Annotated in this window: 25 protein-coding genes and 2 pseudogenes; 11 read left to right on the top strand and 16 right to left on the bottom strand. The window is 66.6% G+C overall.

Features of this window, described 5'->3' with window-relative positions; translation table 11 throughout:
• Positions 1–137, bottom strand: a 137-nt coding sequence (locus ADBZ6K_RS10790) for an ATP-binding cassette domain-containing protein (protein ID WP_526346363.1), incomplete at its 3' end; no start/stop codon positions are given.
• 499 nt (positions 138–636) lie between these two features.
• Complete coding sequence (locus tag ADBZ6K_RS10785) at positions 637–1,659, bottom strand: LacI family DNA-binding transcriptional regulator (protein ID WP_526346317.1); 1,023 nt, start codon at positions 1,657–1,659, stop codon at positions 637–639.
• Between the two features lie 233 nt (positions 1,660–1,892).
• On the opposite strand from ADBZ6K_RS10785, the gene ADBZ6K_RS10780 reads away from it, so the two are divergent.
• The 4 genes from ADBZ6K_RS10780 (at position 1,893) to whiB1 (ending at position 4,659) form a co-directional block, all read left to right on the top strand.
• A complete protein-coding gene (locus ADBZ6K_RS10780; RefSeq protein ID WP_526346315.1) occupies positions 1,893–2,117 on the top strand; it encodes a hypothetical protein in 225 nt (74 codons plus the stop codon).
• Between the two features lie 209 nt (positions 2,118–2,326).
• On the top strand, positions 2,327–3,193 hold the full coding sequence (locus ADBZ6K_RS10775; RefSeq protein WP_526346361.1) for a hypothetical protein: 867 nt from the start codon (positions 2,327–2,329) through the stop codon (positions 3,191–3,193).
• Positions 3,194–3,204: 11 nt separating this feature from the next.
• Positions 3,205–4,158 (top strand): diacylglycerol/lipid kinase family protein, encoded by a 954-nt coding sequence (locus ADBZ6K_RS10770; protein ID WP_526346313.1) that lies wholly within the window; start codon positions 3,205–3,207, stop codon positions 4,156–4,158.
• A 246-nt stretch (positions 4,159–4,404) separates the two neighbouring features.
• Positions 4,405–4,659, top strand: a complete 255-nt coding sequence (gene whiB1 / locus ADBZ6K_RS10765) for a transcriptional regulator WhiB1 (protein ID WP_046364816.1) — start codon at positions 4,405–4,407, stop codon at positions 4,657–4,659.
• A gap of 82 nt (positions 4,660–4,741) precedes the next feature.
• On the opposite strand, the gene pdtaS is transcribed toward whiB1, so the two are convergent.
• Positions 4,742–6,229, bottom strand: coding sequence for a two-component system sensor histidine kinase PdtaS (pdtaS, locus tag ADBZ6K_RS10760; RefSeq protein WP_526346311.1), 1,488 nt, complete (start codon positions 6,227–6,229; stop codon positions 4,742–4,744).
• 27 nt (positions 6,230–6,256) lie between these two features.
• Positions 6,257–6,472, bottom strand: coding sequence for a biotin/lipoyl-binding carrier protein (locus ADBZ6K_RS10755; protein WP_526346359.1), 216 nt, complete (start codon positions 6,470–6,472; stop codon positions 6,257–6,259).
• Between the two features lie 186 nt (positions 6,473–6,658).
• Here ADBZ6K_RS10755 and ADBZ6K_RS10750 point away from each other — a divergent pair.
• Positions 6,659–6,730, top strand: a pseudogene (locus tag ADBZ6K_RS10750) (50S ribosomal protein bL37); the annotation flags it as partial.
• A gap of 21 nt (positions 6,731–6,751) precedes the next feature.
• On the opposite strand, the gene rsrA reads toward ADBZ6K_RS10750, so the two are convergent.
• Positions 6,752–7,054, bottom strand: coding sequence for a mycothiol system anti-sigma-R factor (rsrA, locus tag ADBZ6K_RS10745; protein WP_526346309.1), 303 nt, complete (start codon positions 7,052–7,054; stop codon positions 6,752–6,754).
• The gene (locus ADBZ6K_RS10740; RefSeq protein WP_526346307.1) at positions 7,051–7,698 is read right to left on the bottom strand and encodes a sigma-70 family RNA polymerase sigma factor; all 648 of its coding nucleotides are present in this window, start codon (positions 7,696–7,698) and stop codon (positions 7,051–7,053) included. The genes rsrA and ADBZ6K_RS10740 overlap by 4 nt, the downstream gene beginning before the upstream one ends.
• Before the next feature lie 237 nt (positions 7,699–7,935).
• Here ADBZ6K_RS10740 and ybaK point away from each other — a divergent pair, with 237 nt between their 5' ends.
• Both ybaK and ADBZ6K_RS10730 read left to right on the top strand, forming a co-directional pair.
• Positions 7,936–8,436, top strand: coding sequence for a Cys-tRNA(Pro) deacylase (gene ybaK / locus ADBZ6K_RS10735; protein WP_526346305.1), 501 nt, complete (start codon positions 7,936–7,938; stop codon positions 8,434–8,436).
• Between the two features lie 30 nt (positions 8,437–8,466).
• Complete coding sequence (locus tag ADBZ6K_RS10730) at positions 8,467–9,315, top strand: SDR family oxidoreductase (RefSeq protein ID WP_526346303.1); 849 nt, start codon at positions 8,467–8,469, stop codon at positions 9,313–9,315.
• A 33-nt stretch (positions 9,316–9,348) separates the two neighbouring features.
• Here the strand turns inward: ADBZ6K_RS10730 and ADBZ6K_RS10725 are convergent, their stop codons facing one another.
• A complete protein-coding gene (locus ADBZ6K_RS10725; protein ID WP_526346301.1) occupies positions 9,349–10,125 on the bottom strand; it encodes an SOS response-associated peptidase in 777 nt (258 codons plus the stop codon).
• Between the two features lie 36 nt (positions 10,126–10,161).
• Here ADBZ6K_RS10725 and aroA point away from each other — a divergent pair, with 36 nt between their 5' ends.
• The 3 genes from aroA to ADBZ6K_RS10710 all read left to right on the top strand — a co-directional run bounded on the left by aroA (position 10,162) and on the right by ADBZ6K_RS10710 (position 13,406).
• Positions 10,162–11,493 (top strand): 3-phosphoshikimate 1-carboxyvinyltransferase, encoded by a 1,332-nt coding sequence (aroA, locus tag ADBZ6K_RS10720; protein ID WP_526346299.1) that lies wholly within the window; start codon positions 10,162–10,164, stop codon positions 11,491–11,493.
• Positions 11,490–12,470, top strand: a complete 981-nt coding sequence (rsgA, locus tag ADBZ6K_RS10715; RefSeq protein WP_526346297.1) for a ribosome small subunit-dependent GTPase A — start codon at positions 11,490–11,492, stop codon at positions 12,468–12,470. Before aroA ends, rsgA begins: the two co-directional genes overlap by 4 nt.
• 87 nt (positions 12,471–12,557) lie before the next feature.
• Positions 12,558–13,406: an aldo/keto reductase gene (locus ADBZ6K_RS10710; RefSeq protein ID WP_526346295.1), complete on the top strand. Its 849-nt coding sequence runs from the start codon at positions 12,558–12,560 to the stop codon at positions 13,404–13,406.
• Positions 13,407–13,415: 9 nt separating this feature from the next.
• Here ADBZ6K_RS10710 and ADBZ6K_RS10705 read toward each other — a convergent pair whose 3' ends face one another.
• The 6 genes and pseudogenes from ADBZ6K_RS10705 to ADBZ6K_RS10680 all read right to left on the bottom strand — a co-directional run bounded on the left by ADBZ6K_RS10705 (position 13,416) and on the right by ADBZ6K_RS10680 (position 19,592).
• Entirely contained in the window at positions 13,416–13,847 is a 432-nt protein-coding gene (locus tag ADBZ6K_RS10705; protein ID WP_526346293.1) for a hypothetical protein, read from the bottom strand.
• Between the two features lie 294 nt (positions 13,848–14,141).
• Positions 14,142–15,417 (bottom strand): annotated as a pseudogene (locus tag ADBZ6K_RS10700) (fatty acid desaturase family protein).
• A gap of 69 nt (positions 15,418–15,486) precedes the next feature.
• Positions 15,487–16,647 carry a ferredoxin reductase gene (locus ADBZ6K_RS10695; RefSeq protein ID WP_526346291.1) on the bottom strand — a complete coding sequence of 387 codons (1,161 nt, stop codon included), beginning with the start codon at positions 16,645–16,647 and terminating at the stop codon, positions 15,487–15,489.
• A 90-nt stretch (positions 16,648–16,737) separates the two neighbouring features.
• Entirely contained in the window at positions 16,738–17,262 is a 525-nt protein-coding gene (locus tag ADBZ6K_RS10690; RefSeq protein WP_526346357.1) for a DUF6912 family protein, read from the bottom strand.
• Between the two features lie 62 nt (positions 17,263–17,324).
• On the bottom strand, positions 17,325–18,161 hold the full coding sequence (gene ppk2 / locus ADBZ6K_RS10685; protein ID WP_526346355.1) for a polyphosphate kinase 2: 837 nt from the start codon (positions 18,159–18,161) through the stop codon (positions 17,325–17,327).
• Between the two features lie 21 nt (positions 18,162–18,182).
• Complete coding sequence (locus ADBZ6K_RS10680; RefSeq protein WP_526346289.1) at positions 18,183–19,592, bottom strand: WS/DGAT/MGAT family O-acyltransferase; 1,410 nt, start codon at positions 19,590–19,592, stop codon at positions 18,183–18,185.
• A gap of 176 nt (positions 19,593–19,768) precedes the next feature.
• Here ADBZ6K_RS10680 and ADBZ6K_RS10675 point away from each other — a divergent pair, with 176 nt between their 5' ends.
• On the top strand, positions 19,769–20,275 hold the full coding sequence (locus ADBZ6K_RS10675; protein ID WP_526346287.1) for an Rv3235 family protein: 507 nt from the start codon (positions 19,769–19,771) through the stop codon (positions 20,273–20,275).
• 21 nt (positions 20,276–20,296) lie between these two features.
• Here ADBZ6K_RS10675 and secA read toward each other — a convergent pair whose 3' ends face one another.
• The 3 genes from secA to ADBZ6K_RS10660 all read right to left on the bottom strand — a co-directional run bounded on the left by secA (position 20,297) and on the right by ADBZ6K_RS10660 (position 24,876).
• Positions 20,297–23,116 (bottom strand): preprotein translocase subunit SecA, encoded by a 2,820-nt coding sequence (secA, locus tag ADBZ6K_RS10670; protein ID WP_526346285.1) that lies wholly within the window; start codon positions 23,114–23,116, stop codon positions 20,297–20,299.
• Between the two features lie 158 nt (positions 23,117–23,274).
• Positions 23,275–23,919: a ribosome hibernation-promoting factor, HPF/YfiA family gene (hpf, locus tag ADBZ6K_RS10665; RefSeq protein ID WP_526346353.1), complete on the bottom strand. Its 645-nt coding sequence runs from the start codon at positions 23,917–23,919 to the stop codon at positions 23,275–23,277.
• A gap of 327 nt (positions 23,920–24,246) precedes the next feature.
• The gene (locus tag ADBZ6K_RS10660) at positions 24,247–24,876 is read right to left on the bottom strand and encodes a ComF family protein (RefSeq protein ID WP_526346283.1); all 630 of its coding nucleotides are present in this window, start codon (positions 24,874–24,876) and stop codon (positions 24,247–24,249) included.
• Positions 24,877–24,935 lie beyond the last annotated feature (59 nt).

The following is a 24,935-nucleotide window of genomic DNA, read 5'->3' as shown; positions in this document are numbered from 1 at the left end:
GTGCGGCACAACGTGGACTTACCCGAACCCGACGGTCCGAGCACCACCACCACCTGACCCCGATCAACCTCCAAATTGATGTCCTTGAGCACATGCAGACTGCCGAAATGCTTGTTCACAGCCTGAATCGAGACCATCGGGACGGGCTGCATCATCGAACCGCCTTCGCGTGCAGTTGATCTCGCACCACGAGGTCGCGAGGAAGCATCAACACCCCCAGGCGCCCAGGGATGATTGGATATCTGAACAACACGCTTACTTCACCTTCCGCTCCGGTTCCGCACTGCACAACCGCTGTAGCTACCGCGCTCGGCACCATGACCCAGCTCCACGTCGAAAATGATTGATCATCAATAACTTTCAATGATGCGGACATCTGAGATAGGGCGGCGCTCCAACGCTGACACCGCAAAGCCGCCCGACCCGGTTCCGCCGTAATGGCACAGAGCCCTCCTCAGTACCCGCACTCCCTCCATCGCCCAACGTGGAAAGCCAGGCGTTAGGCCGAATTAAGTAAGATGTATCAAATATTTGATGACACCTTAAACGGTGCGCCAACATCGCAACATCCGGCTGTGTTAAGTCTGGGTAATTCCTGGCAGCCGCGTACGTCGGGAACGGTGATCCCGATGTCGGTCAGCCCGGCGACACGTTGACCGCGCGCGTACTGTGCCGCACGACGAGCTGGGTTACCAGTTCGGCATGGCGCGGCGGCGCGCCGTCCATCTGTTCGATCAGGAGCTCCGCCGCGAGCGCTCCCTGCCCGCGAACCGGCTGTCGCACCGTCGTCAGGTCCGTCAACTCGGCCATCGGGTGGTCATCCACAGCTACCAGCGACATCGACTCGGGCACAACAATTCCCGCTCGTCGCAGGGTCCGCAACGCACCCATCGCGATCTCGTCGGAGAAACAAAAAACCGCCGTCGGCCCTACGGCCGCGCTAAGCAGCAACTCCATCCCGCGCGCTCCACCGTCGATGCCCCACGGAACCGTCGCGACCAGTTCGCTCGACGCCGCGATGCCGGCCGCCGCCAGGGATTCGTGGTATCCCGCCACCCGCGCCACATCGGCGGCCCAGGATGCGTTGTCAGGATCGACGGTGCGGATCATCCCGATACGGCGGTGGCCCGCCCTGACAAGGTGGTCAACTGCTTGGCGCGCGGCGCGAGTGTCGTCCACGCATACCGAGCCAAACACAGTTGACCGGCTCGAAATGACGACAACCGGCAGACCCAGTGAACGCAACCGCGATTCCGACCGGACTTCGAGCGGGAAACTGACCACGATCACCCCATCCGCGCGGCGCCGAAGCGGCATCCGCTCGAAGAACTCGAACCGGTCACGGGAAGTGGGTAGGCAGTACAGCGCGGTCTCCAGCCCCGCTTCGTGCAGTTCCTTCTCCGCGGCGGCGACGACCGTGGAGTAGTACCAGGTGTCCAGCTGGGGTATCAGCACGGCGACCCGCCCGGTCTTGCCCCCGGCCAATGCAGCGCCCGCGGGCGACACGACGTACGAAAGCGCCTGCGCCTCACGGAGTATGCGGGCCCGAGTAGCGGGGGCCACGCCGCGGTTGCCCCGCAAGGCACGTGAAACGGTGGAAACGGACACGCCGGATCGACGCGCCACATCCTCCATGCTGACGTCCTGTTTCGGGATCACCGCGCACATCATCACAGTTGGTGCAAATACTTGCAATCGCCCGCGCCCACGAGACGGAAGCCAGGCGACGACGCTGGTGAGATAGCTTGGAACGCTGCACAATTCGCCCTTCGCTTTGACAGCGGCCGTGCTAGCAGTCACAGTTGACCACCGCAAGCGATTGCGGTCACAGCAGGGTTGGGCGACATGATCAATCCCGCGTCGCGCACGACGGACTGACGGCGTCAAGGGGGATGAGCACTATCGAGTACTGGAAATCCATCGAGATGATGCTGCCGTCTACGCTCAGCGCCGACGACGTGCGGACATACGCGCGCGACCAGATCAGGATCGTGGCGTCGGAGGCGGGCGAGTTCGTACAACAGATCCGCGTCGGCGTCGGAGTCGACCAAGCCGGCGGATACACGAAATGGACCGCGTCATACCTGACCGGGCCACCGGGGGAATTTCCCGCCTGACCAGCACACTCGCACGGGCCCGCCCAGCCATACGGCGCTCGGAGGATCGTCTTTACTTCGGACTTCGCAGATCACCCGACGGCGATCGGCCAGAAGCTGTCCGGGCACGCGGTATTCAGCTGACCGCAGGTTCCGTTGGCTCCCGGTGAGGGCCTGCCGGACGCAAGATCGGTCCTGCCGCCGGATGGCAGAATCTGGTCGTGTCGCACATGACCGCCGAGGCGTACGCCGAGTCGGCGGTCGCGCAGGTTCGGGACAGCCCGGGACAACGGCTCGCGTTCCTTCGTGACCTCTACGATGTCCCCGCCGCGGCACATCGCCGCCACCTGCCGTTCCGGCGCGCGGCGTTGGCGTTCATGAATTGGCAGCTGCGCCGCGGCTTGCTCAACCCGATCGACAGTCCACTGCCGGGCAGCCCGTGGTGGCGAGCGATCAACGAATCACTGCTGCGCGACACCTGTGAAGCCAGTGCGCTGGCCCACGGCCACCCCGGCACGCCGAGCACCCCCGGCGTCGCCGCCCACCTCGACTTCATCGAGCATCCGACTGCGAGTCATTGGTATCGCGCACACAACATCACAATCGTGACTGGCTACCTCGCCAATCAGCAGGCCGCGCGCGACGAAGGCCGCGTCGAGCGGTTCTTCCTCAACGTCGTCCTGATGCGGGTGCTGTTCGCCCACGCTCTGGTCGCCGCGCCCCGGCTGGCGCTGAGCTGGCTGGCACCGATCGGCAGACCGCTCGGCGACCCGAGACTGGGCATGACCGGGATCTTCCTGTCGCTGTCGCGGGTGCTACCCGACCGCTATCCCGTGGGATCGGACGTCTCGCCCTACATCGCCGCCGAACTGCCGTTCGCCCACATGCTCGACGTGGGCGTCATCCTGCCCAGGGTCGGCCAGCTCTACGAGTGGTCGGCCGACGGACTCGCCCAACCCGGGCTCAGGACACTTCTCGACGGACCCACCCCCGCATACGCATGGGACCCGGGCGACGAAGCGGTCTGGCGGATGCAGCCGTCGACACTGGCACGCACCGCGATGCGCTTTCTCCCCGCGGCAACCTCACCCCGCTAGGCTCATCGGTCGTGCGGGCCGTGCTGATCGTCAACCCCAACGCGACATCGACAACCCGGGCCGGGCGCGACCTACTCGCGCACGCGCTGGAAAGCCGGGTAAAGCTCACCGTCGAGCACACCGATCATCGTGGCCACGCGATCGAGATCGCCCGTTCGGCCACCCGCGCCGGCGTGGACGTGCTGATCGTGCACGGCGGCGACGGCACGGTAAACGAGGTGGTCAACGGCATCCTCGGGGAATGCGGACCCGCGGGTGCCGGGCCGGCGGTCGGCGTCGTGCCGGGCGGGTCGGCCAACGTGTTCGCCCGGGCCCTGGGCATCAGCCCGGACCCGATCGAGGCGACCAACCAGCTCGTCGATTTGCTCACCGAGCACCGCCGCAGCAGGAGCTGGCGCCGCATCGGACTGATGGACTGCGGGGAGCGCTGGGCCGTGTTCACCGCGGGCATGGGTGCCGACGGCGAAGTCGTCGCGGCGGTGGAGGCGCAACGGGCGAAGGGCCGGACCGTGACGGCCGCCCGCTATATCCGTGTCACGGTGCGCGAGTTGCTGGCCAGTACCCGCAGAGAACCCGCGCTCACGCTGCACCTCCCCGATCGTGAACCCGTCTCCGGTGTGCACTTCGCATTCGTCTCCAACTCCAGCCCGTGGACCTACGCCAACAGCAGGCCGGTGTGGACGAACCCGGACACCACCTTCGAGACCGGGCTGGGAGTGTTCGCGACGACGAGCATGAACGTGTGGGCCAACCTGCGCCTGGCACGGCAGATGCTGGCAAGGGATCCGCGGCTGGAGGCCAAGCACCTGATCCGCGACGACGACCTGCCCTGGGTCAGAATCACCAGCGACACGCCCATCGCCTGTCAGATTGATGGAGATTATGCGGGGCGACGTGACGCCATGCGGTTCACCTCGGTGCCCGATGCGCTGGGCGTCGTCGCACTACCCGCGAAAGCCCGTTGACCTGCCAGAATGGCGAGAACTCGGCCGATTTAGGGCGCAGATGGGATTAGTGTAGTACAAACAGGTAAGGGTCTCGGTAACGAACCTCGGTAGTGAGATTGCCCACGTGTTAACTGATCGCTATTGACATCTGTTCAGCCTGTGAAAGCATCGGATGCAACAGCGCAGAAACATTTCGTGTGCATGCGTTAACAGCCGAAGAAAAACTCGTGCGCCCCGCCGCGCACACAGTAAGGAGTTAGATCAATGGATTGGCGCCACAAGGCAGTGTGTCGCGACGAAGATCCGGAACTGTTCTTCCCCGTCGGAAACAGCGGGCCCGCCCTCGCGCAGATCGCGGACGCGAAGCTGGTGTGCAACCGGTGCCCTGTCACCGCCGAGTGCCTTAGCTGGGCGCTGGATTCCGGTCAGGATGCGGGCGTATGGGGTGGCATGAGCGAGGACGAGCGCCGCGCACTCAAGCGCCGCAATGCGCGCACGAAGGCCCGCAGCGGGGTCTGACCGGCAGCCGATTCCCCAAACGGCTACGGCCCCGACGAGAAAGTCGGGGCCGTAACTTTGTGCGCTGACGGCGCGAGGGGAGTCACTGTGCGGCGCGCGTGCGGCGGCCGATGGGCACCCGCAGGACTACGTCGGTCCCCCCGGTGGGGACATCGTGGACACCGAGGGAGCCGTCGAGTTCGGCCGACACCAACGTTCTGACGATTTGTAGGCCCAACCGGTCCGACTTCTCCAAGCTGAAGCCTTCCGGCAGACCGACACCGTCATCATGGACGACGACGTCCAGCCAGCGTGCCGAACGGTCCGCGCGGATGGCCACGGCACCCTTGCGGGTGGCGTCGAACGCATGCTCGATCGCGTTCTGGACCAACTCGGTGATCACCATGATCAGCGCCGTGGCCCGATCGGCATCCAGCACGCCCAGATCCCCAACGCGGGTGATGCGGATCGGTGTATCGACGTTGGCGACATCGTTCATCATCGGCAGGATGCGGTCCACCACCTCGTCGAGGTTGACCTCCTCATCGACGGACATCGACAGCACATCGTGGACGAGGGCGATCGACGACACCCGGCGCACCGACTCGATCAACGCCTCACGGCCCTCGGCGTTATTGGTGCGGCGAGCCTGGAGCCGCAACAACGCGGCCACGGTCTGCAGGTTGTTCTTCACCCGGTGATGGATCTCGCGGATGGTCGCATCCTTGGACAGCAGCGCGCGATCGCGGCGCTTGACCTCGGTGACGTCGCGGATCAACACCGCGGCACCGACAGCGGTGCCGTCCACGACGAGCGGCAGGGTGCGCAGGAGCACCGCCGCGCCGCCCGCGTCGACCTCCATGCGCATGCTGGATCCGCCGGCCAGTGAGTCACGGACATGGTTGGCCAGCTCCTGCGCCTCGAAAGGGTCGGAAATCAGCGGCCGGGTGACCGTCACCAAGTTGTGCCCTTCGAGCTCCGACGTGAACCCCATCCGGTGATAGGCGGAGATCGCGTTGGGACTCGCGTAGACGACGGCGCCTGCCTCGTCCAGACGAATGAAGCCGTCGCCGACCCGTGGGCTCGACCGTGACATCGCCAGGTCGCCGACGTTGGGAAAGGTGCCCTCGCTGAGCATCACCAGCAGGTCGCCGGCGCAGTCCAGATACGCGGTCTCCAGCGGGCTTGCACTGCGCCCTTCGGCCAGCGCGGTTTCGTGCGTGAGAACCGCGACTACCTGATCGCGGTATCGCACCGGCACCGCCTCCACCTTGAGGCCGGGCGCGAAGCGGAGTCCGTCGGCGCTGTAGCGGCCTATCGTTCCCGACAGGAACGCCTCGTTCACCTGCCGGAGTTCGTCGGCCCTAGCCAGCGTGCCGACGGAATCCGCGACCAATGCGGTCGGAGCCGTGTTGGGGCGGATCTGCGCCACGCACACCAACAATTCGTCGTCACGGCGCACCCACATCAGATAGTCGGCAAACGACAGGTCGGCCAGGAGCTGCCACTCCCCGACCACCGCGTGCAGATGATCCACTGCGTTACCGGGTAGGACGGTGTGCTCTGCGAGCAGATCCCCAAGGGTCGACATCAGGACCTACGCGTACGACCGCGGCCGCTAGTTGATGACGGCGATGAGGTCGCCCGCCCGGATGACATCGCCCTCGGCCACGTTCACCTTGGTCACGACGCCGGACACCTCGGCGAGCACGGGGATCTCCATCTTCATCGACTCGAGCAGCACCAGGGTGTCGCCCTCGCCAATCTGATCACCCTCGTGAACCACGACCTCGAGCACGCTGGCCACGATCTCCGCGCGCACATCCTCGGCCATCCTCACCCCACTCTCCGGAGCCGCATACCGCTCAGTGCCGAGCGCCGCCGGTCCGCCGCTCCTATAGAACCACAGGGTGGGTGGGCGAAGCGGTAGGCGGGCCAGCGATATGGCCAAGTGAGAACCGGAGCACGGGTGCGGCCGTGCGATACTGGCGTGTAAGCACCAACCAGACGGAGGACCATCATGGCCAAGCGTGGCCGCAAGAAGCGCGATCGTAAGCATTCGAAGGCCAACCACGGCAGGCGTCCCAACGCATTCGCGGCGGTCCAATGTGTATCAGCCCCTGATGATGGTGGTTCGGCTGATCTGGATCCGCAGCCGCTCGCGCAACCCGTCGGGGGCCTTCTCTCCGCTGCACTTCGTGGCGATCAATCGTTTGACCCGATCCTCGACACCGTAGTAACGCAGGCAGGTCGGGCACTCTTCGAGGTGGTGGCGCAGCTTGTCGCGGATCTCGTCGGTGCACTCACCGTCGAGCAGCGTCCACACCTCGGCGATGACCGCGGCGCATTCGGGATGGTTTGGGTCGACGGGCCCGGTCGGGGGGCTCCAGCGCTCGTCGTCGGAAGGACCGGTCATGACGACACCTCCTCGGCATCGAGCTCGCCACCGCGGAGGAACCCGCGGTCGCGCGCAACATCGGCCAGTAACTCGCGGAGCTGGCGGCGGCCCCGGTGCAACCGGGACATCACCGTCCCAATCGGCGTATCCATGATTTCGGCGATCTCCTTGTATGGAAAACCCTCGACGTCGGCGTAGTACACCGCCATCCGGAATTCTTCGGGCAATGCCTGCAACGCCGCCTTGATCTCGGTGTCGGGCAGTGCTTCCAGCGCTTCGACCTCCGCCGAGCGCAGTCCGGTGGAGGAATGCTCGGCATTGGACGCGAGCTGCCAGTCGGTGATCTCGTCTGTCGGGTACTCCGACGGCTGGCGCTGTTTCTTGCGGTAGTTGTTGATGTAGGTGTTGGTCAGGATCCGATACAGCCAGGCCTTGAGGTTGGTGCCCTCGCGGAAGGACCGGAAGGCGGCGTAGGCCTTGACCATGGTTTCCTGAACCAGGTCCTCGGCGTCGGCGGGATTGCGCGTCATCCGCAAAGCGCCGCCGTACAACTGGTCGAGCAGCGGAATCGCGTCACGCTCGAACCTCGCCGTCAGCGCGGCGTCGGTCTCTTCGACGTTGGGCACGTCCGGCATGTCGTCCGGCATGTCGATGTCGGTCATCTCGGGAACCACCGTCCCTTTCGTTGCTGTGCCACCGGAGAGCCCCGGCCGATCCACCGGCCGCTCGAGGCATACCGTCGGCACCAAGAAGTCCTTTCACTCGATCCTAGAGGCTGCGACTGACAACATGGCGTCTGCGCCTTACCCTGCCGCCCCGAACAACACCGCACACCGGCAGGCTTGTTCCCGCCACGTTCCCGTCGCCGCGGCGGCACACCGTGCGCCGACGCTAGTGTGATGGCCGTGGCACGAGCGGCGACACCGGCGATCAAGGTGCTGGTCACCGCGGGTGTCCCGCACGATGTGCTGCAGTACCACCACGATCCGCGGACCGAATCGTACGGTGAGGAGGCCGCCAGCGAGCTGGCCGCGGTTGAAGGCGTCGACCCCGCACAGGTGTTCAAGACGCTGATCATCGAGTTGCCGAGCGGCTTGGCGGTGGCGGTCCTGCCGGTGCCCAAGAAGCTGTCGCTGAAGGCCGCGGCGGCGGCGCTGGGTGTCGCGAAGGCTCAGATGGCCGACCGGGCCGCGGCGGAACGATCGACCGGCTATGTGCTGGGCGGTATCTCGCCGTTCGGGCAGCGCAAGGCGCTGCCGACCGTCGTCGACGCATCCGCCCTGGAGTGGGACCGCGTGTTGTGCAGCGCGGGCAAGCGGGGCTGGGATGTCGCCGTCGGCCCGCAGGACCTGATTCGGCTCACCGGGGCGTCGACCGCGGATATCACCCAGGGCGGCTGACCGGCCCCGGCACCGGATTAGGGTGACCCCATGTCGCTCTCCGGGAAAACCATGTTCATCTCAGGCGCGAGCCGCGGCATCGGTCTGGCGATCGCCAAGCGAGCGGCCGCCGACGGCGCCAACATCGCCTTGATCGCCAAGACGGCAGAGGCCCATCCGAAGCTTCCCGGCACCGTGTACACCGCGGCCAAGGAAGTCGAGGAGACGGGTGGGCAGGCGTTGCCGATCGTGGGTGACGTCCGTGACGAAGATTCGGTGGCGGCTGCGGTGGCTCGAACCGTCGAGCAGTTCGGCGGCATCGACATCTGCGTCAACAACGCGTCGGCCATCAACCTCGGGTCGATCGCCGACGTGCCACTCAAGCGTTTCGACCTGATGAACAGCATCCAGGTGCGCGGTACCTACGCGGTCTCGCAGGCGTGCATCCCCCACATGAAGGGACGGGCGAACCCGCACATCCTGACTCTGTCGCCGCCGATTCGGCTGGAGCCCAAGTGGCTCACCCCCGCCCCGTACATGATGGCCAAGTACGGGATGTCCCTGTGCGCGCTCGGCATCGCCGAGGAGCTGCGGGACGAGGGCATCGCCTCGAACACCCTGTGGCCACGCACGCTGGTCGCGACGGCGGCGGTGCAGAATCTGCTCGGTGGCGACGAGGCGATGCGCAGGGCCCGCAAACCCGAGATATACGCCGACGCCGCCTATGCGGTCGTAACCAAACCGTCGCGGGAGTACACCGGTCAGTCGCTGTTGTGCGAGGACGTCCTGCTGGAATCCGGTGTCACCGACCTGTCTGTGTACGACTGTGTGCCAGGTGCCGAGCTCGGCGTCGATCTGTGGGTCGACAGCCCTAACCCGCCCGGCTACTCCGGGTCATGACGCCCGCCCGGCCGCGGTCGGCGACTCCGTCGCTCACAGCAGGGTGGCCTGCTCCGGCTCGGGGTTGGCCGTTTCGATCAGCTCGGGCCCGTTGTTGCGCACGCTGTTGACCAGCCGCGACACCTCGCGGATGTCGATCCTGTCGAGGTCGCCATGGCCGCGCAGCAGGCCTTCGTCGATGGGCGCATCCGGGTCCAACCAGCGGTCCCAATCGTCGGCGCTGATTGTCAGCGGCATGCGGTCATGAATGTCGGCCAGCGGCCCGACGGCATCGGTGGTGATGATCGTGCAGCTCAGCAGCGGTGGACGCATCGCGCCCGCGTCCTCGCGGGGCCGCCAGCTCGACCACAGCCCCGCCATGAACAGCGGTTCACCATCGCGGCCGTACATGTAGAACGGCGTTTTGGCGGCCTTCTTCCCGTCGGCACGCTCACCGCCGGACCGCCATTCGTACCAGCCGTCCATCGGCACCAGACAACGTTTGCGCTTGGCGGAGCCGCGGAAGGCGGGTGATGATGTCACCGTCTCGGAGCGCGCGTTGATCAGCAGCGGGCCCTTCGTCACCGGCCCGCCGTCCTCGGCGGTCTTCGCCCATGGCGGGACCAGGCCCCAGCGCATCAGCCGAACGCGCCTCGTCGGGTCGTCGTCGGGATCGGTGTGGCGCCGCACGACGGTGGCGACGGTACTCGTCGGCGCCACGTTGTAATTCGGGGCCGCTGGTTCCTTCCTGGCGGCCGTCGCTTCGTCGATCGCCTGGATCTTCTGCGCCAGCAGCGCGGGGTCGGTGGTCACCGCGAATCGTCCACACACGTATCCGATAGTGGCAGAGGATCCCGACAAGGCAGGATGGACGCCGTGAACAACTGGCCGGCCCCATCGACGTCGAGCCCGGTCCACGCGACGGTCACCGTGCCCGGCTCGAAGTCCCAGACCAACCGCGCACTTGTGCTCGCCGCCCTGGCGACGCTGGAGGGTTCGCCGCCCGCCGATGGCACGTCGACGATCAGCGGGGCGCTGCGCAGCCGCGACACCGACCTGATGATCGGCGCCGTCCGGTCCCTTGGCGTCACCGTCGACACGACCGGCGAAGACACCGAACTGACGATCGGCGGCAGCATCGCACCCGGGCCCGACGCACGCATCGACTGCGGGCTGGCGGGCACGGTGCTGCGGTTCGTCCCGCCGATCGCCGCGCTGAGCAGGGCATCGGTCACCTTCGACGGCGACGACCAGGCCAGGGCGCGGCCCATCGCTCCCCTGCTGACGGGGCTCCGCCGTCTCGGGGTGGACGTCGATGGCGACGCCATGCCGTTCACCGTGCGTGGACGCGGAGCCGTCGCCGGCGGCACCGCCCAGATCGACGCGTCGGGGTCATCGCAGTTCGTCTCCGGTCTGTTGCTGTCCGGAGCCGCATTCGAGGACGGCCTCACCATCGTCCACACCGGCACCTCGGTCCCGTCGGCGCCGCACGTCGCGATGACCGTCGCAATGCTGCGCCAGGCGGGGGTCGACGTCGATGACACCAGGGCGAACCGATGGCGGGTCCGCCCTGGCCCCGTCGCGGCCCGGCACTGGACCATCGAACCGGACCTGTCGAACGCCGTGCCGTTTCTCGTCGCGGCCGTGGTCAGTGGTGGCACGGTCCGCGTCACCGGCTGGCCGCGCCAGAGCATCCAGCCAGCGGCCGCCATCCTCGCCCTCATGGAGAAGCTGGGTTCCGTTGTTCGCCAAGCTGATTCGTACCTCGAAGTGTCCGGACCGGGCAGCTTCGCCGGCTTCGACGCGGATCTGCACGACATCGGCGAGCTCACCCCCGCGGCCGCGGCGCTGGGGGCGCTGGCCAGCCCCGGATCGGTGACCCGACTGACCGGCATCGCGCACCTGCGTGGCCACGAGACCGACCGGCTTGCGGCACTCAGCACCGAAATCAACAACCTCGGCGGCCGATGCGAGGAGACCGACAACGGCCTGATCATCACCGCCCGGCCGCTGCACGCCGGAGTGTGGCAGTCCTACGCCGACCACCGGATGGCCACCGCGGGCGCGATCGTCGGCCTGCGGGTGCCCGGTGTGGAGATCGAGGACATCGGCACGACCGCCAAGACCATGCCCGACTTCGCGCAGCGGTGGTCGGATATGCTCGCCGGCCAGGCCGTCGGGCCAGAGGCAGGCGATTGAGCCGTCCCGATTACGACGAGACCGATGTCCGGATCAGACCGGGCCGGGGTTCGCGGCCACGCACCAAGACCCGGCCCGACCACGCCGACGCGCGCTGCGCGATGGTGGTCACCGTTGATCGCGGCCGTTGGGGATGCGCGATCGACCGTGATCCCGAACATGTCGTCACGGCGATGCGGGCGCGGGAGTTGGGGCGAACGCCCATCGTCGTCGGGGACCTGGTCGATGTGGTGGGAGACCTGTCCGGTCGCCCGGACACCCTCGCGCGCATCGTGCGGAGGGGCGATCGCCGAACGGTGTTGCGCCGCACCGCCGACGACACCGATCCGACCGAACGGGTGGTGGTCGCGAACGCCGATCAGCTACTGATCGTCGTGGCGCTGGCCGATCCGCCGCCGCGCACCGGTTTCGTCGAGCGCGCCCTCATCGCCTCCTACGCAGGCGGGCTGACGCCGATTCTGTGCCTGACGAAGACGGACCTGGCACCGCCCGCGCCGTTCGCCGCCCAGTTCGACGGTCTGGATCTGACCATCGTCACCGGCGGGCGTAATGATCCGCTGTGCGCCGTCGCCCGCCTGCTCACCGACGAGGTCACGGTGCTCCTCGGTCACTCCGGGGTGGGAAAATCGACGCTGGTAAATCGTCTTGTGCCGGAAGCGGATCGGGCTATCGGCGACGTCACGGGCGTCGGCAAGGGCAGGCACACCTCAACTCAGTCGGTGGCTCTGCCGCTGGCCAGTTCCGGCTGGGTGATCGACACGCCCGGGGTCCGGTCATTCGGTTTGGCCCACATCGAACCCGGCGAGGTGTTGATGGCCTTCTCCGATCTGGCAGAGGCGGTGGCAGACTGCCCGCGCGGATGTGGGCATATGGGCCCGCCCGCCGATCCCGAATGCGTGCTGGACACGCTGCACGGAGCCGCGTCCAATCGGGTCGCCGCCGCCCGGCGTCTGCTGGCGGTGCTGAAGGATGCCTGAGAAGTGTCCGTCCCCGGAAGGATCACGGAGCGATAGCCGTTGCATCCTTTGGTAGCAACGATTGAGTACTCGACGAAGGGTTTGAATGTGAGCAGCGTCCCGACGATCCGGCTGAACGACGGCAGGGATATCCCGCAGCTGGGATTCGGAGTCTTCCAGGTCGCTCCCGACGACACGGCCGAGGCCGTCAAGACGGCGCTGGACATCGGCTATCGCCATATCGACACCGCCGAGATGTACCGAAACGAGAAGGGCGTCGGTGACGGTGTTCGGGCTGCGGGTATCGACCGGGGCGAGGTGTTTGTGACGAGCAAACTCAACAACGGCTTCCACAAGCCCGAAGACGCCCGACGTGCATTCGACGAGACGCTGTCGGCGCTCGACTTCGACTATGTCGACCTGTTCCTCATCCACTGGCCGCTGCCGACGCTGTACGACGGCGACTTCGTCTCGACCTGGAAGGTCCTCGAGGACTTCCACAGGGACGGCAGGGCACGCAGCATCGGCGTGTCGAACTTCCAGGTCCCGCACCTGGAACGCCTCGCCGCGGAATCCGACGCCGTACCTGCGGTCAACCAGATCGAGGTCCACCCCTACTTCACCAATGAGGACGTGCGCGCGTACGGCGCCCAGCACGGCATCGTGACGGAAGCGTGGTCGCCGATCGCCCAGGGCAAGGTCCTCGGGGACCCGGCAGTCACGCGGATCGCCGCGGCCGTCGGAAAGTCGCCCGCCCAGGTCGTACTGCGCTGGCACATTCAGCGCGGCGACATCGTGTTCCCCAAGTCCGTGACACCCGCCCGCATCGAGGAGAACTTCGCCTTGTTCGACTTCGAACTCAGCGCCGCCGACATGGACGCACTGAGCGCGTTGAACAAGGGCGAGCCGGGCCGCACCGGGCCGAATCCCGATGTCTTCGACTACGTTCCGCGCTGAATCGCCGGGTCAGCCCTTGCCCTTGGTCTGGTTGGCCGCGGCGGTGGCCTGATCCTGTTGGGCTTGCTGTTTCGCCGCGGCGATGGCTGCCCTGCCCTCGGGACTCGCCGCGGAGTTACCCGGGGTCTTGGCGGTGGCTACCTGCGCGCTGCAATCCAGGAACAGCAGGACGGTGTCGGTGACCGGCGAAAAGTCGTCGCCCTTGATCCACGGCGCCTTCTGCGAATGGGTGACGACGCAGTCGTCGTCGGCGACGGTGTCCCCTTCCTTGGTGGCGATCACACCCTTGAGGCCGGCGTCGCCGAGCGCCGACGAGACGTCCGAATACTTCTGGCCCTCATAGCTATCGCCGTCGGCCGCGGCGACACCGGCGCTGAGCATGCTCACCGGTACGGCGGCGGAACCCAAAACGAGGGCGGTCAGACCGCGCAGCTTCTTCACGTGTGTGACCTCCTGTGACGACCGGTTGCCTTGAACATCGGAGCGTACGGACGGAGGCTGGTGAATCCCTTGGATGTCGTGTCGCGACACCTGACAATGCGCTGACGATCGGCTGTGCACCGAGGCGAAGGGGTGTTCGGTGCGGGGCACCTCTCAGCCGCATCGCCGCCGGACGCGCGGCAGCGCCCGTGAGCCCATCGAAATCTGTTGCTGTACGAGACTTCCGCCACCCGCGGAGTCGGGACGCGGCCGCGGCCCGGCCGCTTGATGCGGCCGGGCCGGGTCGAGGTGGCGCTAGGCCGCGAGGTCGGCTTCGATCGACGTCCGCTTGGTGTTACGCCGATCCCGGCGCCAGGCCCGCACGGTCGCGATCGCCGTCTTCAGGCCGCGACGGTTGCCGGTGAGCGGGTCGGTGCCGCCGGCGCCGGGATCGAGCCCGGGACCGAGTACGGCGAACATCCGCTCGCTGCGGGTCTCCGGTGCGTCGTCGACCGTGTCGCGCAGGAACCGGTCCGGCAGCGACAGTTTGGCGATCGTGCGCCACGCCTTGCCGTACTGCAGCAGGAACGATCCCGTCGTGTACGGCAGGTCGTACTTGTCGCAGACCTGACGCACCCGCACCGAGATCTCGTGCAGCCGATTGCTCGGCAGATCCGGATAGATGTGATGCTCGATCTGATGGCACCAGCACCGGACCATTCTCGAAGTTGGCGCTGCCCAGCATCTGCCGCAGATACCACTGACCCTTGGACTCGCCGACCATGTCGGTCTTGGTGAACTTCTCCGCGCCGTCGGGGAAATGGCCACAGAAGATGACGGCGTTGGACCACACGTTGCGGATGATGTTGGCGACCGCGTTGGCCTTCAGAGTCGATTTGAAGGTGGCACCCGGCGACAGCGAGGTCACCGCGGGGTACAGGACGTAGTCCTTGACCACCTGATGACCGGCCTTGACCGAGAACTCCTTGACCCGCTGCTTGGTGGCTTCGCGGTCATCGCGACCCTTGAAAACCTTGCCGAGTTCGAGGTGTTGCAGCCCGACACCCCATTCGAAGAACGACGCCAGCAAGGTGTTGTACACCAGGTTGCCCAGGTTGAAGGGCTTCCACCGCTGGTCGCGGGTGACGCGGATCAGGCCGTAGCCGATGTCGTCGTCCATGCCGAGGACGTTGGTGTACTTGTGGTGCATGAAATTGTGGGTGAACCGCCAGTGCTTGGCGGCCCCGCTCATGTCCCATTCCCAGGCCGAGGAGTGGATCTCCGGATCGTTCATCCAGTCCCACTGGCCGTGCATGACGTTGTGACCGATCTCCATGTTCTCGATGATCTTGGCCACGCCCAGGGTCGCGGTGCCCGCCCACCAGGCGGACCGTCGCGAACTGGCCGCCAGCATGAGGCGGCCCGCCACCTCGAGTCCGCGCTGGGCAGCGATGGTGCGGCGGATGTAGCGCGCATCGCGCTCACCCAGGGAGTCTTCGATGTCCTGGCGGATCGCATCGAGCTCATTCGCCAGATTCTCGATGTCGGCGTCGGTCAGATGCGCGAATGCCGGTACGTCGGTAATTGCCATCGGTCAGCCTCCTTTCGATTACCTACGCTAGCGTAACCTACGCTGGCGTAGGTTACCAAGCAGTAAAGCTTAGACGTCGAGCACACAGTCGCCGGACGCGGCGGAAACGCACGTCTGGACCCGGGTACCCGGTTCGTATTCGTCACCCGTGCGCAGGTCACGGACATGGCCTTCGACGAGCCCGACCACGCACGACTGACAGATGCCCATCCGGCAGCCGAAGGGCATCTGTACGCCCACCCGCTCACCCGCGTCCATCAGAGATGTCGCGGCGTCCACGGTCACCGACTTGCCGCTGCGGTCGAAGGTGACCGTGCCGCCTTCGCCGTGCGGCTTGGCCCGCGACACCGCGAAGCGTTCCAGGTGCAGGTGGTCATCAAGCCCGGCCGAATGCCAGACCTTCTCGGCGTCGTTGAGCATGCCCTCCGGCCCGCAGGCCCAGGTCTGCCGCTCGCGCCAGTCGGGCACCACGTCGGCCAGTCGCGACATGTCGAGCCTGCCCTGCGTCCTGGTCGCGCGCAGCTCCAGTCGGTAGCCGGTGTGACCGCGCTGCAGCTCGGCCAGCTCGGAGGCGAACATCACATCGGATTCCGTTGGCGCAGAATGCATATGGACGATGTCGGTGACCTGTCCGCGACGCACCAGGGTGCGCAGCATCGACATAACCGGGGTGATCCCGGAACCACCGGTCAGGAACAGCACGGAGGCCGGGGCGGGATCGGGCAGCACAAAATTTCCCTGGGGCGAGGCCAACCGCACGATCGTGCCGGGGGCAACGCCACCCACGAGATGCGTCGACAGGAACCCCTCGGGCATCGCCTTCACCGTGATGGTGATGGTGCGTCCACTCCGGCCGGTCGGCCCAGAGCGGCCGCCGACGGTCACGGGACTGGAGGTCAGCGAGTACGAACGCCACCTCCAGCGGCCCTCGACCAGCAGGCCGATGCCGATGTACTGGCCTGGTTGGTAGTCGAACGAGAAGCCCCAGCCGGGCTTGATCACCAATGTCGCGGAGTCCTCCGTCTCCCGGCGCACCTCCACCACGCGTCCGCGCAGCTCCCGCGCAGACCACAGCGGGTTGGCAAGGTGCAAGTAGTCGTCCGGCAGCAGCGGGGTGGTGATCCTGCCCGCAATGGTGCGGAGGGCATTCCAGCCGGGATGCTGATTGGCGACGGTCGGCCGGACCGTGTCGGCGACATTGGCCGAGACCTTGATGTGGTTTTTGGCCATGAGTAACTCCTGCTCCGAATACCGGGTGCGAGTGTCGTCCCGCAGGATGGAACCTACGGTACCGTAACTTACGGTTCCGTATCCAGTCGTTCAGAGCAAATCGAGTAGAAACGGCAGCTCTTGTGTCGCATACCACGCCAGGTCGTGGTCCTGCGCATCGCCGACGGTGAATTCGGCGTCCTCGTCACCCAGATCGGCGGCATCGACGACGTCGATCGCGGCCCGCACGGCCGGCTCGGCGTCGGCATTGTCGACGTATACGGCGATCACCTCGTCGAGGTCGACCGGCGCCGACAACCTGACCACCGCGTCATCCAGATCCGGCCGGGCGGTCGCCCCTTCGGCGTCGGCGACCAGCACCGCCCGCCGCTGCGGAAGCCCCGACGACCCGTCTTCGGCGGCAAGCAGTCGCAGGGACGCAAGCGCCGCCTCCGCCAGTGCGACTTCGGCCAGTTCGTCGTCGTCCCCCTCGGCGTAGGCCTCACGCAGCGACGGGGTGACCGCGAAGGCGGTGCCGTTCACGGGGCGAACGGACCGGTCGGCCACGAGTTGCTGCAACATGGCCAGGGTGCAGGGAACGTAGACACGCACCCCGCGAGGGTAGCCGGTGACGATGCCGGCGAGGCACGAGCCGCAGAAGGAACCGGCCTACAAGCCCAGCCGATCACCCGGCAGGATCATTCGCGATCGCCGGTCAGCGCCGCCACGTGGCCGTCGACGTAGGTCAGGACGTCCCGCGAGGTGCGCCGGTAGTTGCTAGACACCACCGGCTTCTCGGGCAGCTCGACCGTCGGCTTCTCGACGTCGGTGTAGTCGATCGTGGACAGCAAATGGGCCATCATGTTCAGCCGCGCATGCTTCTTGCTGTCTGATTCGACGACATACCAGGGGCTGGATGTGGTATCGGTGTGCACCATCATCTGGTCCTTGGCCCGCGAGTAATCCTCCCAGCGGTACACCGATTCGAGGTCCATCGGCGAGAGCTTCCACTGCCTGACGGGGTCGTGCAGACGCTTGCGGAACCGGCGCAGCTGTTCTTCGGCCGATACCGAGAACCAGTACTTTCGCAGGAGGATCCCCTCCTCGATGAGCATCTGCTCGAAGATGGGTGTCTGCCGAAGGAACAGCGTGTGCTCCCGCGGGGTGCAGAAACCCATCACCTGCTCGACCCCGGCGCGGTTGTACCACGACCGGTCGAACAGCACGATCTCACCCTTGGCGGGCAGGTGCTGGATATAGCGCTGGAAGTACCATTGCCCGCGTTCGCGGTCATTCGGCGCCGGGAGAGCGGCGATGCGGGCGACCCGCGGGCTGAGGTACTCGGTGATCCGCTTGATCGTGCCGCCCTTGCCGGCTGCGTCGCGCCCTTCGAAGATCACGACGATGCGTGCGCCGGTGACCTTGACCCACTCCTGCAGCTTCACCAACTCAGTCTGCAGCCGGAACAGCTCGGCTTCGTAGACCTCCTTCGGCAGCTTCTGCACGTCTGATTTCTTACGCTTGCCCACCGCCAGATCCTACGGCCGAACACCCGGTTAACGTGCGATGTCGAGGAGCTCGTCGAGTGCTTCACGCAGGAGGACGGGCAGTACGTCGACGTCGCTCATCGCGTCCCTGTCGGCGTTGATGCCGAAGTACACCATTCCGTTGTAGGACGTGACACCGATCGCCAGCACCTGGTTGTGCAGCAGGGGCGGCACAGCGTAGGACTCCAAAAGCTTTGTGCCTGCGATGTACATCTGTTTCTGCGCCCCAGGCACATTGGTGATCAGCAGGTTGAACAGCCGCGCCGAGAAGCTGGTCGCGACGCGAATTCCCATGGCGTGCAACGTCGGCGGCGCGAACCCGGACAACGTGACGATGGTCCTCGCGTCGACCAGGCTCGTCGCGGTCGGATTCGCCTCGGCGGCGTGGGCGATTTGGGACAGCCGGACGACGGCGTTGCCCTCCCCGACCGGCAGGTCGACCAGGAACGGCGCGACCTCGCTGATCGGCTGTCCCGGACCAACGGAATCCAGCTCGGCCTCCGCATATACCGACATCGGGGCCATCGCCCGCACGGTCGACGTGGTCGTCACGGGTTCACCACGGGAGAGCAGCCAGTTGCGCAGTGCACCGGCGATCACCGCCAGCACGACGTCGTTGACGTCGCAGTCATAGCGCGAGCGCAGCTGCCGGTACTCCTCGAGTTGATGGCGCGCCACGGTGAACCGCCGATTGCGTGACACCGTGGTGTTCAGCGGGCTGCTCGGTGCGGCACCGCGCGCGACGATGCGTGCCAGATCCGCGACGCGCCGGCCGACCTCGGCGAGCTGGCCCGCGTTGGTAACCACCTCGGACACCGCGTCACGCACCGCCGTGACCTGCGCGCCGGGCCTGGCGATCCACTCACCCACCGCCCCGATCAGCAGCTGGCGGTCGCTCGGCTCACGGGCCGGGATCCAGATGTCCTCGCCGAAATCCGGCGGCTTCTGGGTACGGTCGGCGATAACGTGGCCGATCTCCAGCGCCGTCATGCCGTTGACCAGCGCCTGATGCGATTTCGTGTAGATGGCGACGCGGTTCTTGGTCAGCCCCTCGACCAGATACATCTCCCAGAGCGGCCGCGACTTGTCCAATGGCCGCGAGCCCAGGCGCGCCACCAGATCATGCAGCTGCGCGTCGGTGCCCGGCGACGGCAACGCCGAGCGACGGATGTGGTAAGTGATGTCGAAGTCGCGGTCGTCGATCCATACCGGCCGGGCCAGCCCGAGCGACACCTCACGTACCTTCTGCCGGTAGCGCGGGATCTGCGGGAGCCGCTGCTCGACGGTGGCCAGCAGCGTCTCGTAACTCAGGCCGTTTCGAGGTCGGCGAAGAATGGACAGCGACCCCACGTACATCGGCGTCGCGGTGTTCTCCAGGTGGTAGAACGATGAGTCGGGCGCCGACAGCCTCGTCACCATCCCCGCGCCGTCCTCCCGTCACCCGTGCCACTTCGGCCAGACCCCGACACGGTAACCGCCTCCCATGTGAACGCGCATCGCGGGTGCATGGGCCATGCCTCAGGGCGTGCGATCATGACAGGTGTCCGCTCCTCTCCGGTGGACGCCGTCCTGCTGCGCCACATCCCGGAGAGCTCGTGCCCACACCGCGTGTACCCGCGTCGTTCATATCGCCCATCGTCGACTACGAGCCGCCTGCCACGCCAGCGGCGGATGCTGCGTGCCGGACCCCGTCAGCCCTCACGCTGCGCAGGCACACCCCGCGCCCGCTGCGCCACACCCGGCCGCCCGACCAGGAAACGCCGTTGCCCCCGGCTGCGTCGCTGTTCGCCGACGCGACGCTGCGCCGGGTGCTTGAAGTTCTCGATCGGCGCAGGCCCGTCATCCAGCTGCGGGCGCTGCTGACGCCGGCATTGGTGGACGCGGTGACGTCAACGTTGCGGACGTCACAGATGTCGCCCTCGCGCCGCACCGCACCCGCCACACTGCGCCGCGTGCGACTGCGTCCCGCCGGCCCGGACGCGACGGCGGCGGAGGTGTTCGCCACGTACACCCGTGGCGGCAGGGTGCGCGCGCTGGCCGCACGCATCGAACTGTCCGAAGAAGCGGGACGCTGGCAGGTCGTCGCCCTGCAAATCGGGTGAACCGGGCAGGACGGCGACGGTTCAGCCCCGGCCGCGGGCCTTCGCCTGCTTGCGCGCAGCTTCCCGGCGCTCCCTGCGGGAGCCGCCGGCCTGGGCCGCGTGCCTCGGGCCGCCGTTGTCCTGCTGCACCTGGGCACTGCCGTCCTCGGCCGGGCCGCTATAGGTCAACGGCGGGGCATCGGTCTCGATGCCCTTTGCCCGCACCGCCGCCGGCGCCGGGCGCTCCTTGGTGGCCACCCCGGCGGGCTGGCCGGCGTCCTGGGCTTTGGCCGCGGCGGCCTCCGCGAACTCGGCCAGACCGGTTGGTGGCGCCATCGCCGCCACCTGGGGTGCGGGCGACGCCTCGACGGTGACGTTGAACAGGAAACCGACCGACTCCTCCTTGAGCGCATCGAGCATGCCGACGAACATGTCGTAGCCCTCACGCTGGTACTCGACGAGCGGGTCACGCTGCGCCATCGCGCGCAGGCCGATGCCCTCCTTGAGGTAGTCCATCTCGTAGAGGTGTTCACGCCACTTGCGGTCGATGACATTCAGCAGCACATTGCGTTCGAGCTGTCGCATCGCGCCCTCACCGGCGATCTCCTCCAGCTGCTTCTCGCGCTCGGCGTAAGCCCGCTCGGCATCGGCGATCAACGCATCAAGCAGTTCGTCGTGCGTCAGCTCGCCCGGCTCGCCGATCGCGTCGGAATCGAGGAGGTCGTGATGGTCGATGCCGACCGGATAGAGCGTCTTCAGCGCCGTCCACAGTGCCTCGAGATCCCAGTCCTCGGAGTAACCCTCGGCGGTGGCACCGTTGACGTATGCGGTGATCACGTCGGTGAGCATTTTGTGGGCCTGCTCCTGCAGGTTCTCACCCTCGAGGATGAGCCGGCGCTCGTCGTAGATGACTTTGCGCTGCTGATTCATCACTTCGTCGTACTTGAGGACGTTCTTGCGGATCTCGAAGTTCTGCTGTTCGACCTGGGTCTGCGCGCTCTTGATCGCCCGGGTGACCATCTTCGCCTCGATGGGCACGTCGTCCGGCAGGTTCAGCCTGGTCAACAGGGATTCCAGGGTGGCGCCGTTGAATCGGCGCATCAGCTCGTCACCCAGGGACAGGTAGAACCGCGATTCGCCGGGATCCCCCTGGCGCCCGGAGCGGCCGCGTAGCTGATTGTCGATGCGGCGGGACTCGTGGCGTTCGGTGCCCAGCACGTAAAGTCCGCCGACGGCGCGCACGTCGCCGGCCTCGGCTTCGGCTTCCGTCTTGATCTTCTTGACGTTTTCGTCCCAGGCGGCTTCGTACTCCTCGGGCGTCTCGACGGGATCGAGGCCCTGCTCGCGCAGCCGTTTGTCCGCCAGGAAGTCGACGTTGCCGCCGAGCACGATGTCGGTGCCGCGCCCTGCCATGTTGGTGGCGACGGTGATCGCGCCGAGCCGTCCCGCCTCGGCGATGATGTTCGCCTCCTGCTCGTGGTACTTCGCGTTGAGCACGTTGTGCGGGATCTTGCGCTTGGTGAACTGCCGAGATAGGTACTCGGAGCGCTCCACGCTGGTGGTGCCGATCAGGACGGGCTGCCCCTTTTCGTACCGTTCGGAGACGTCGTCGACGACCGCGATGTACTTGGCCTCTTCGGTCTTGTAGATCAGGTCGGACTGATCGGTTCGGACCATGTCCCTGTTGGTCGGGATGGTGACGACGCCGAGCTTGTAGATCTCATGCAGTTCGGCCGCCTCGGTCTGGGCGGTGCCAGTCATCCCCGAGAGTTTGTCGTAGAGCCGGAAGTAGTTCTGCAGCGTGATCGTGGCCAGCGTTTGGTTCTCCGCTTTGATCTCGACGTGCTCCTTGGCCTCGATGGCCTGGTGCATGCCCTCGTTGTAGCGGCGGCCGATGAGGACGCGGCCGGTGAACTCATCGACGATGAGCACTTCGCCGTTGCGGATGATGTAGTCCTTGTCGCGGGCGTAGAGCTCCTTGGCCTTCAGCGCGTTGTTGAGATAGCTGACCAGCGGTGAGTTGGCGGCCTCGTAGAGGTTGTCGATACCCAGCTGGTCTTCGACGAACTCCACGCCCAGCTCGTGCACGCCGACGGTGCGTTTACGCAGGTCGACCTCGTAGTGGACGTCCTTCTCCATCAGCGGTGTCAGGCGTGCGAATTCGGTGTACCAGTTCGATGCGCCGTCGGCGGGGCCCGAGATGATCAACGGGGTCCGGGCCTCGTCGATCAGAATCGAGTCGACCTCGTCGACGATGGCGAAGTAGTGGCCTCGCTGCACCATATCGGCAACGGAGTGGCCCATGTTGTCGCGCAGATAGTCGAAGCCGAATTCGTTGTTGGTGCCGTACGTGATGTCGGCGGCGTAGGCGGCGCGACGCTCGTCGGGCGTCATACCCGACAGGATCACTCCGACGTCCAAGCCCAGGAATCGGTGGACGCGCCCCATCCATTCGCTGTCGCGTTTGGCCAGGTAGTCGTTGACGGTGACGACGTGGACGCCGTTGCCCGACAGCGCGTTGAGGTACGACGGCAGCACCGCCGTCAGCGTCTTACCCTCACCGGTCTTCATCTCGGCGACGTTGCCGAAGTGCAGCGCCGCGCCACCCATCACCTGGACGTCGAAGTGCCGTTGGGAGAGCACCCGCCAGGCGGCCTCGCGGGCCACCGCGAACGCCTCGGGCAGCAGGTCGTCGAGGTCTTCCCCACCGGCGACGCGCTTCGTGAACTCGTCGGTCTTGGCCCGCAGCTCGGCGTCGGAAAGCTTTTCGACGTCATCGGACAAGGTGTTGACGTAGTCAGCCACCTTCTTGAGGCGTTTGACCATGCGGCCTTCACCGACACGGAGCAACTTCGACAGCACGCTTCATCCCCTGTGGGTTGAGGTATCAGACGAGGTCCATGGTAGGTGACACGCCCGACGGCTCACCTCGAGCGCCCGGCGGAAACTATCGCGCCGAGCAGACGGAAAGGTCCCGCCCACACGCGGTGGCCGGGACCTTTCCGTCTGCCGGTAACGGGTCAAGCCAGCCGAATCAGCCCGTAGTCATAGGCGTGGCGCCGGTAGACGACGCAAGCCCGGTCCGACTCCTTGTCGTGGAACAGGAAGAAGTCATGACCCACCAGCTCCATTTCATAGAGGGCGTCGTCCACGGTCATCGGCGTGGACGAATGTTCCTTGATCCGCACGACACGGCCGGGTTCGTGGTCGTCGAGGCCGACGCCGTCGATGGCCGGCGCGTCCCCGTCGGTCGCCGGCGCGGTGCCGGGAAGGGGGTTGAGCGCCGTCGCCTCGGCCAGCGACACCGGCGTCTTGTCGCCGTAGTGGATCTTGCGCCGGTCCTTGCTGCGCCGCAGCCGGCTCTCCAGCTTGCACACCGCCGATTCCAGGGCGGCATAGAAGCTGTCAGCGCAGCCCTCGCCGCGCACGACCGGCCCGCGCCCACGCGCGGTGATCTCGACGTGCTGACAGTTCTTGCGCTGACGCCGGTTGCGTTCGTGGTCAAGTTCGACGTCGAAGAGATAGATGGTGCGGTCGAATCGCTCGAGGCGCGACAGCTTCTCTGAGACGTAGATGCGGAAGTGCTCAGGGATCTCCACGTTTCGGCCCTTGACCACGACCTCGGCCTTGGCCTCGGGTGCAGGCTTGTCCTCCTCGACCACCATGGTGCGGTCGGGTTCCACGTGCTGGGTTGACATGCTTGGCAACTCGTTTCTCTCACACGTCGCACGCGAATCGCGTGCCGGGCTTGTCACGAAACGCGCCGACGGGTCATTGGATGTGGCTCCGCCCACCGGCGCAAGGTGTCGACTACTCACCTCCTACCGTTGTGCGGCGAAGTGGCGCCTCGTTATCCCCGGGCGCCGCCGTGAGACGTTCACGGATGGTTGGTGCCGACGGTAGTCGCTGTTCACCCGGTAGTGCCAGTAATTTCGTTGACGCGTTTTCAGTTCTTCATTTCCGATTGACCTTCGGGTAACGGCGGGCCCTTTTCACGCGTTCGCGACGGTCAACACGGCGACAACACGCGAGCCGGAGGTCTGCAGGCGGCGCACGGACTCCGCCGCGGTGGCCCCGGTGGTGACGATGTCGTCTACGAGCACAACGTCTCCCGCGACGGGTGCGATCAGCCTGACCCCGCCGGCGACGTTGCGTGCGCGGGCAGGTCCGGACAGCCCGACAGAGTCGCGCACGAGCGGGCGCATTCGCAGCGCGGTGACGATGGCGATGCTGTCGCCCGATGCTGCGGCCAGGGCCGCCATCCTGGTGACGGGGTCCCCGCCGCGGCGCCTGGCCACCGCGCGGCGGGTGGGGGCGGGGACAACCGTCAGCGGCGTGTCGACGATGCCCCAGCCCAGGAGGCGCGCGAGACCGGCGCGGAGCGCGCCACCCAGTGGCGCGATGAGGTCGGCGCGGCCGTGCTCCTTGACCGCGATGATGGCGCGGCGACGGGCGCCCACATAGCGACCCAGCGAGAACACCGGAACCCCGGGGTCGATGCGCGGTGCGACCAGCCGTGGCTGGTCCACACCGACGTGCAGGGCGCGGGCACAAGCCGGGCACCAGCGAACAGACGGTGCGCCACAGCCGCCGCACTGCAGCGGAAGGACGAGGTCGAGCACGTCCGCAGTGTGGCCGGCGGGTACGACATCACGCCCCGGCAGATCGCACCCCCCGGACA

This window comes from Mycobacterium sp. (assembly GCF_044223235.1).
Taxonomy (GTDB): domain Bacteria; phylum Actinomycetota; class Actinomycetes; order Mycobacteriales; family Mycobacteriaceae; genus Mycobacterium.
Note: the sequence above shows the minus strand (reverse complement) of the source record. Positions and strands in the feature narration are given on the sequence as shown.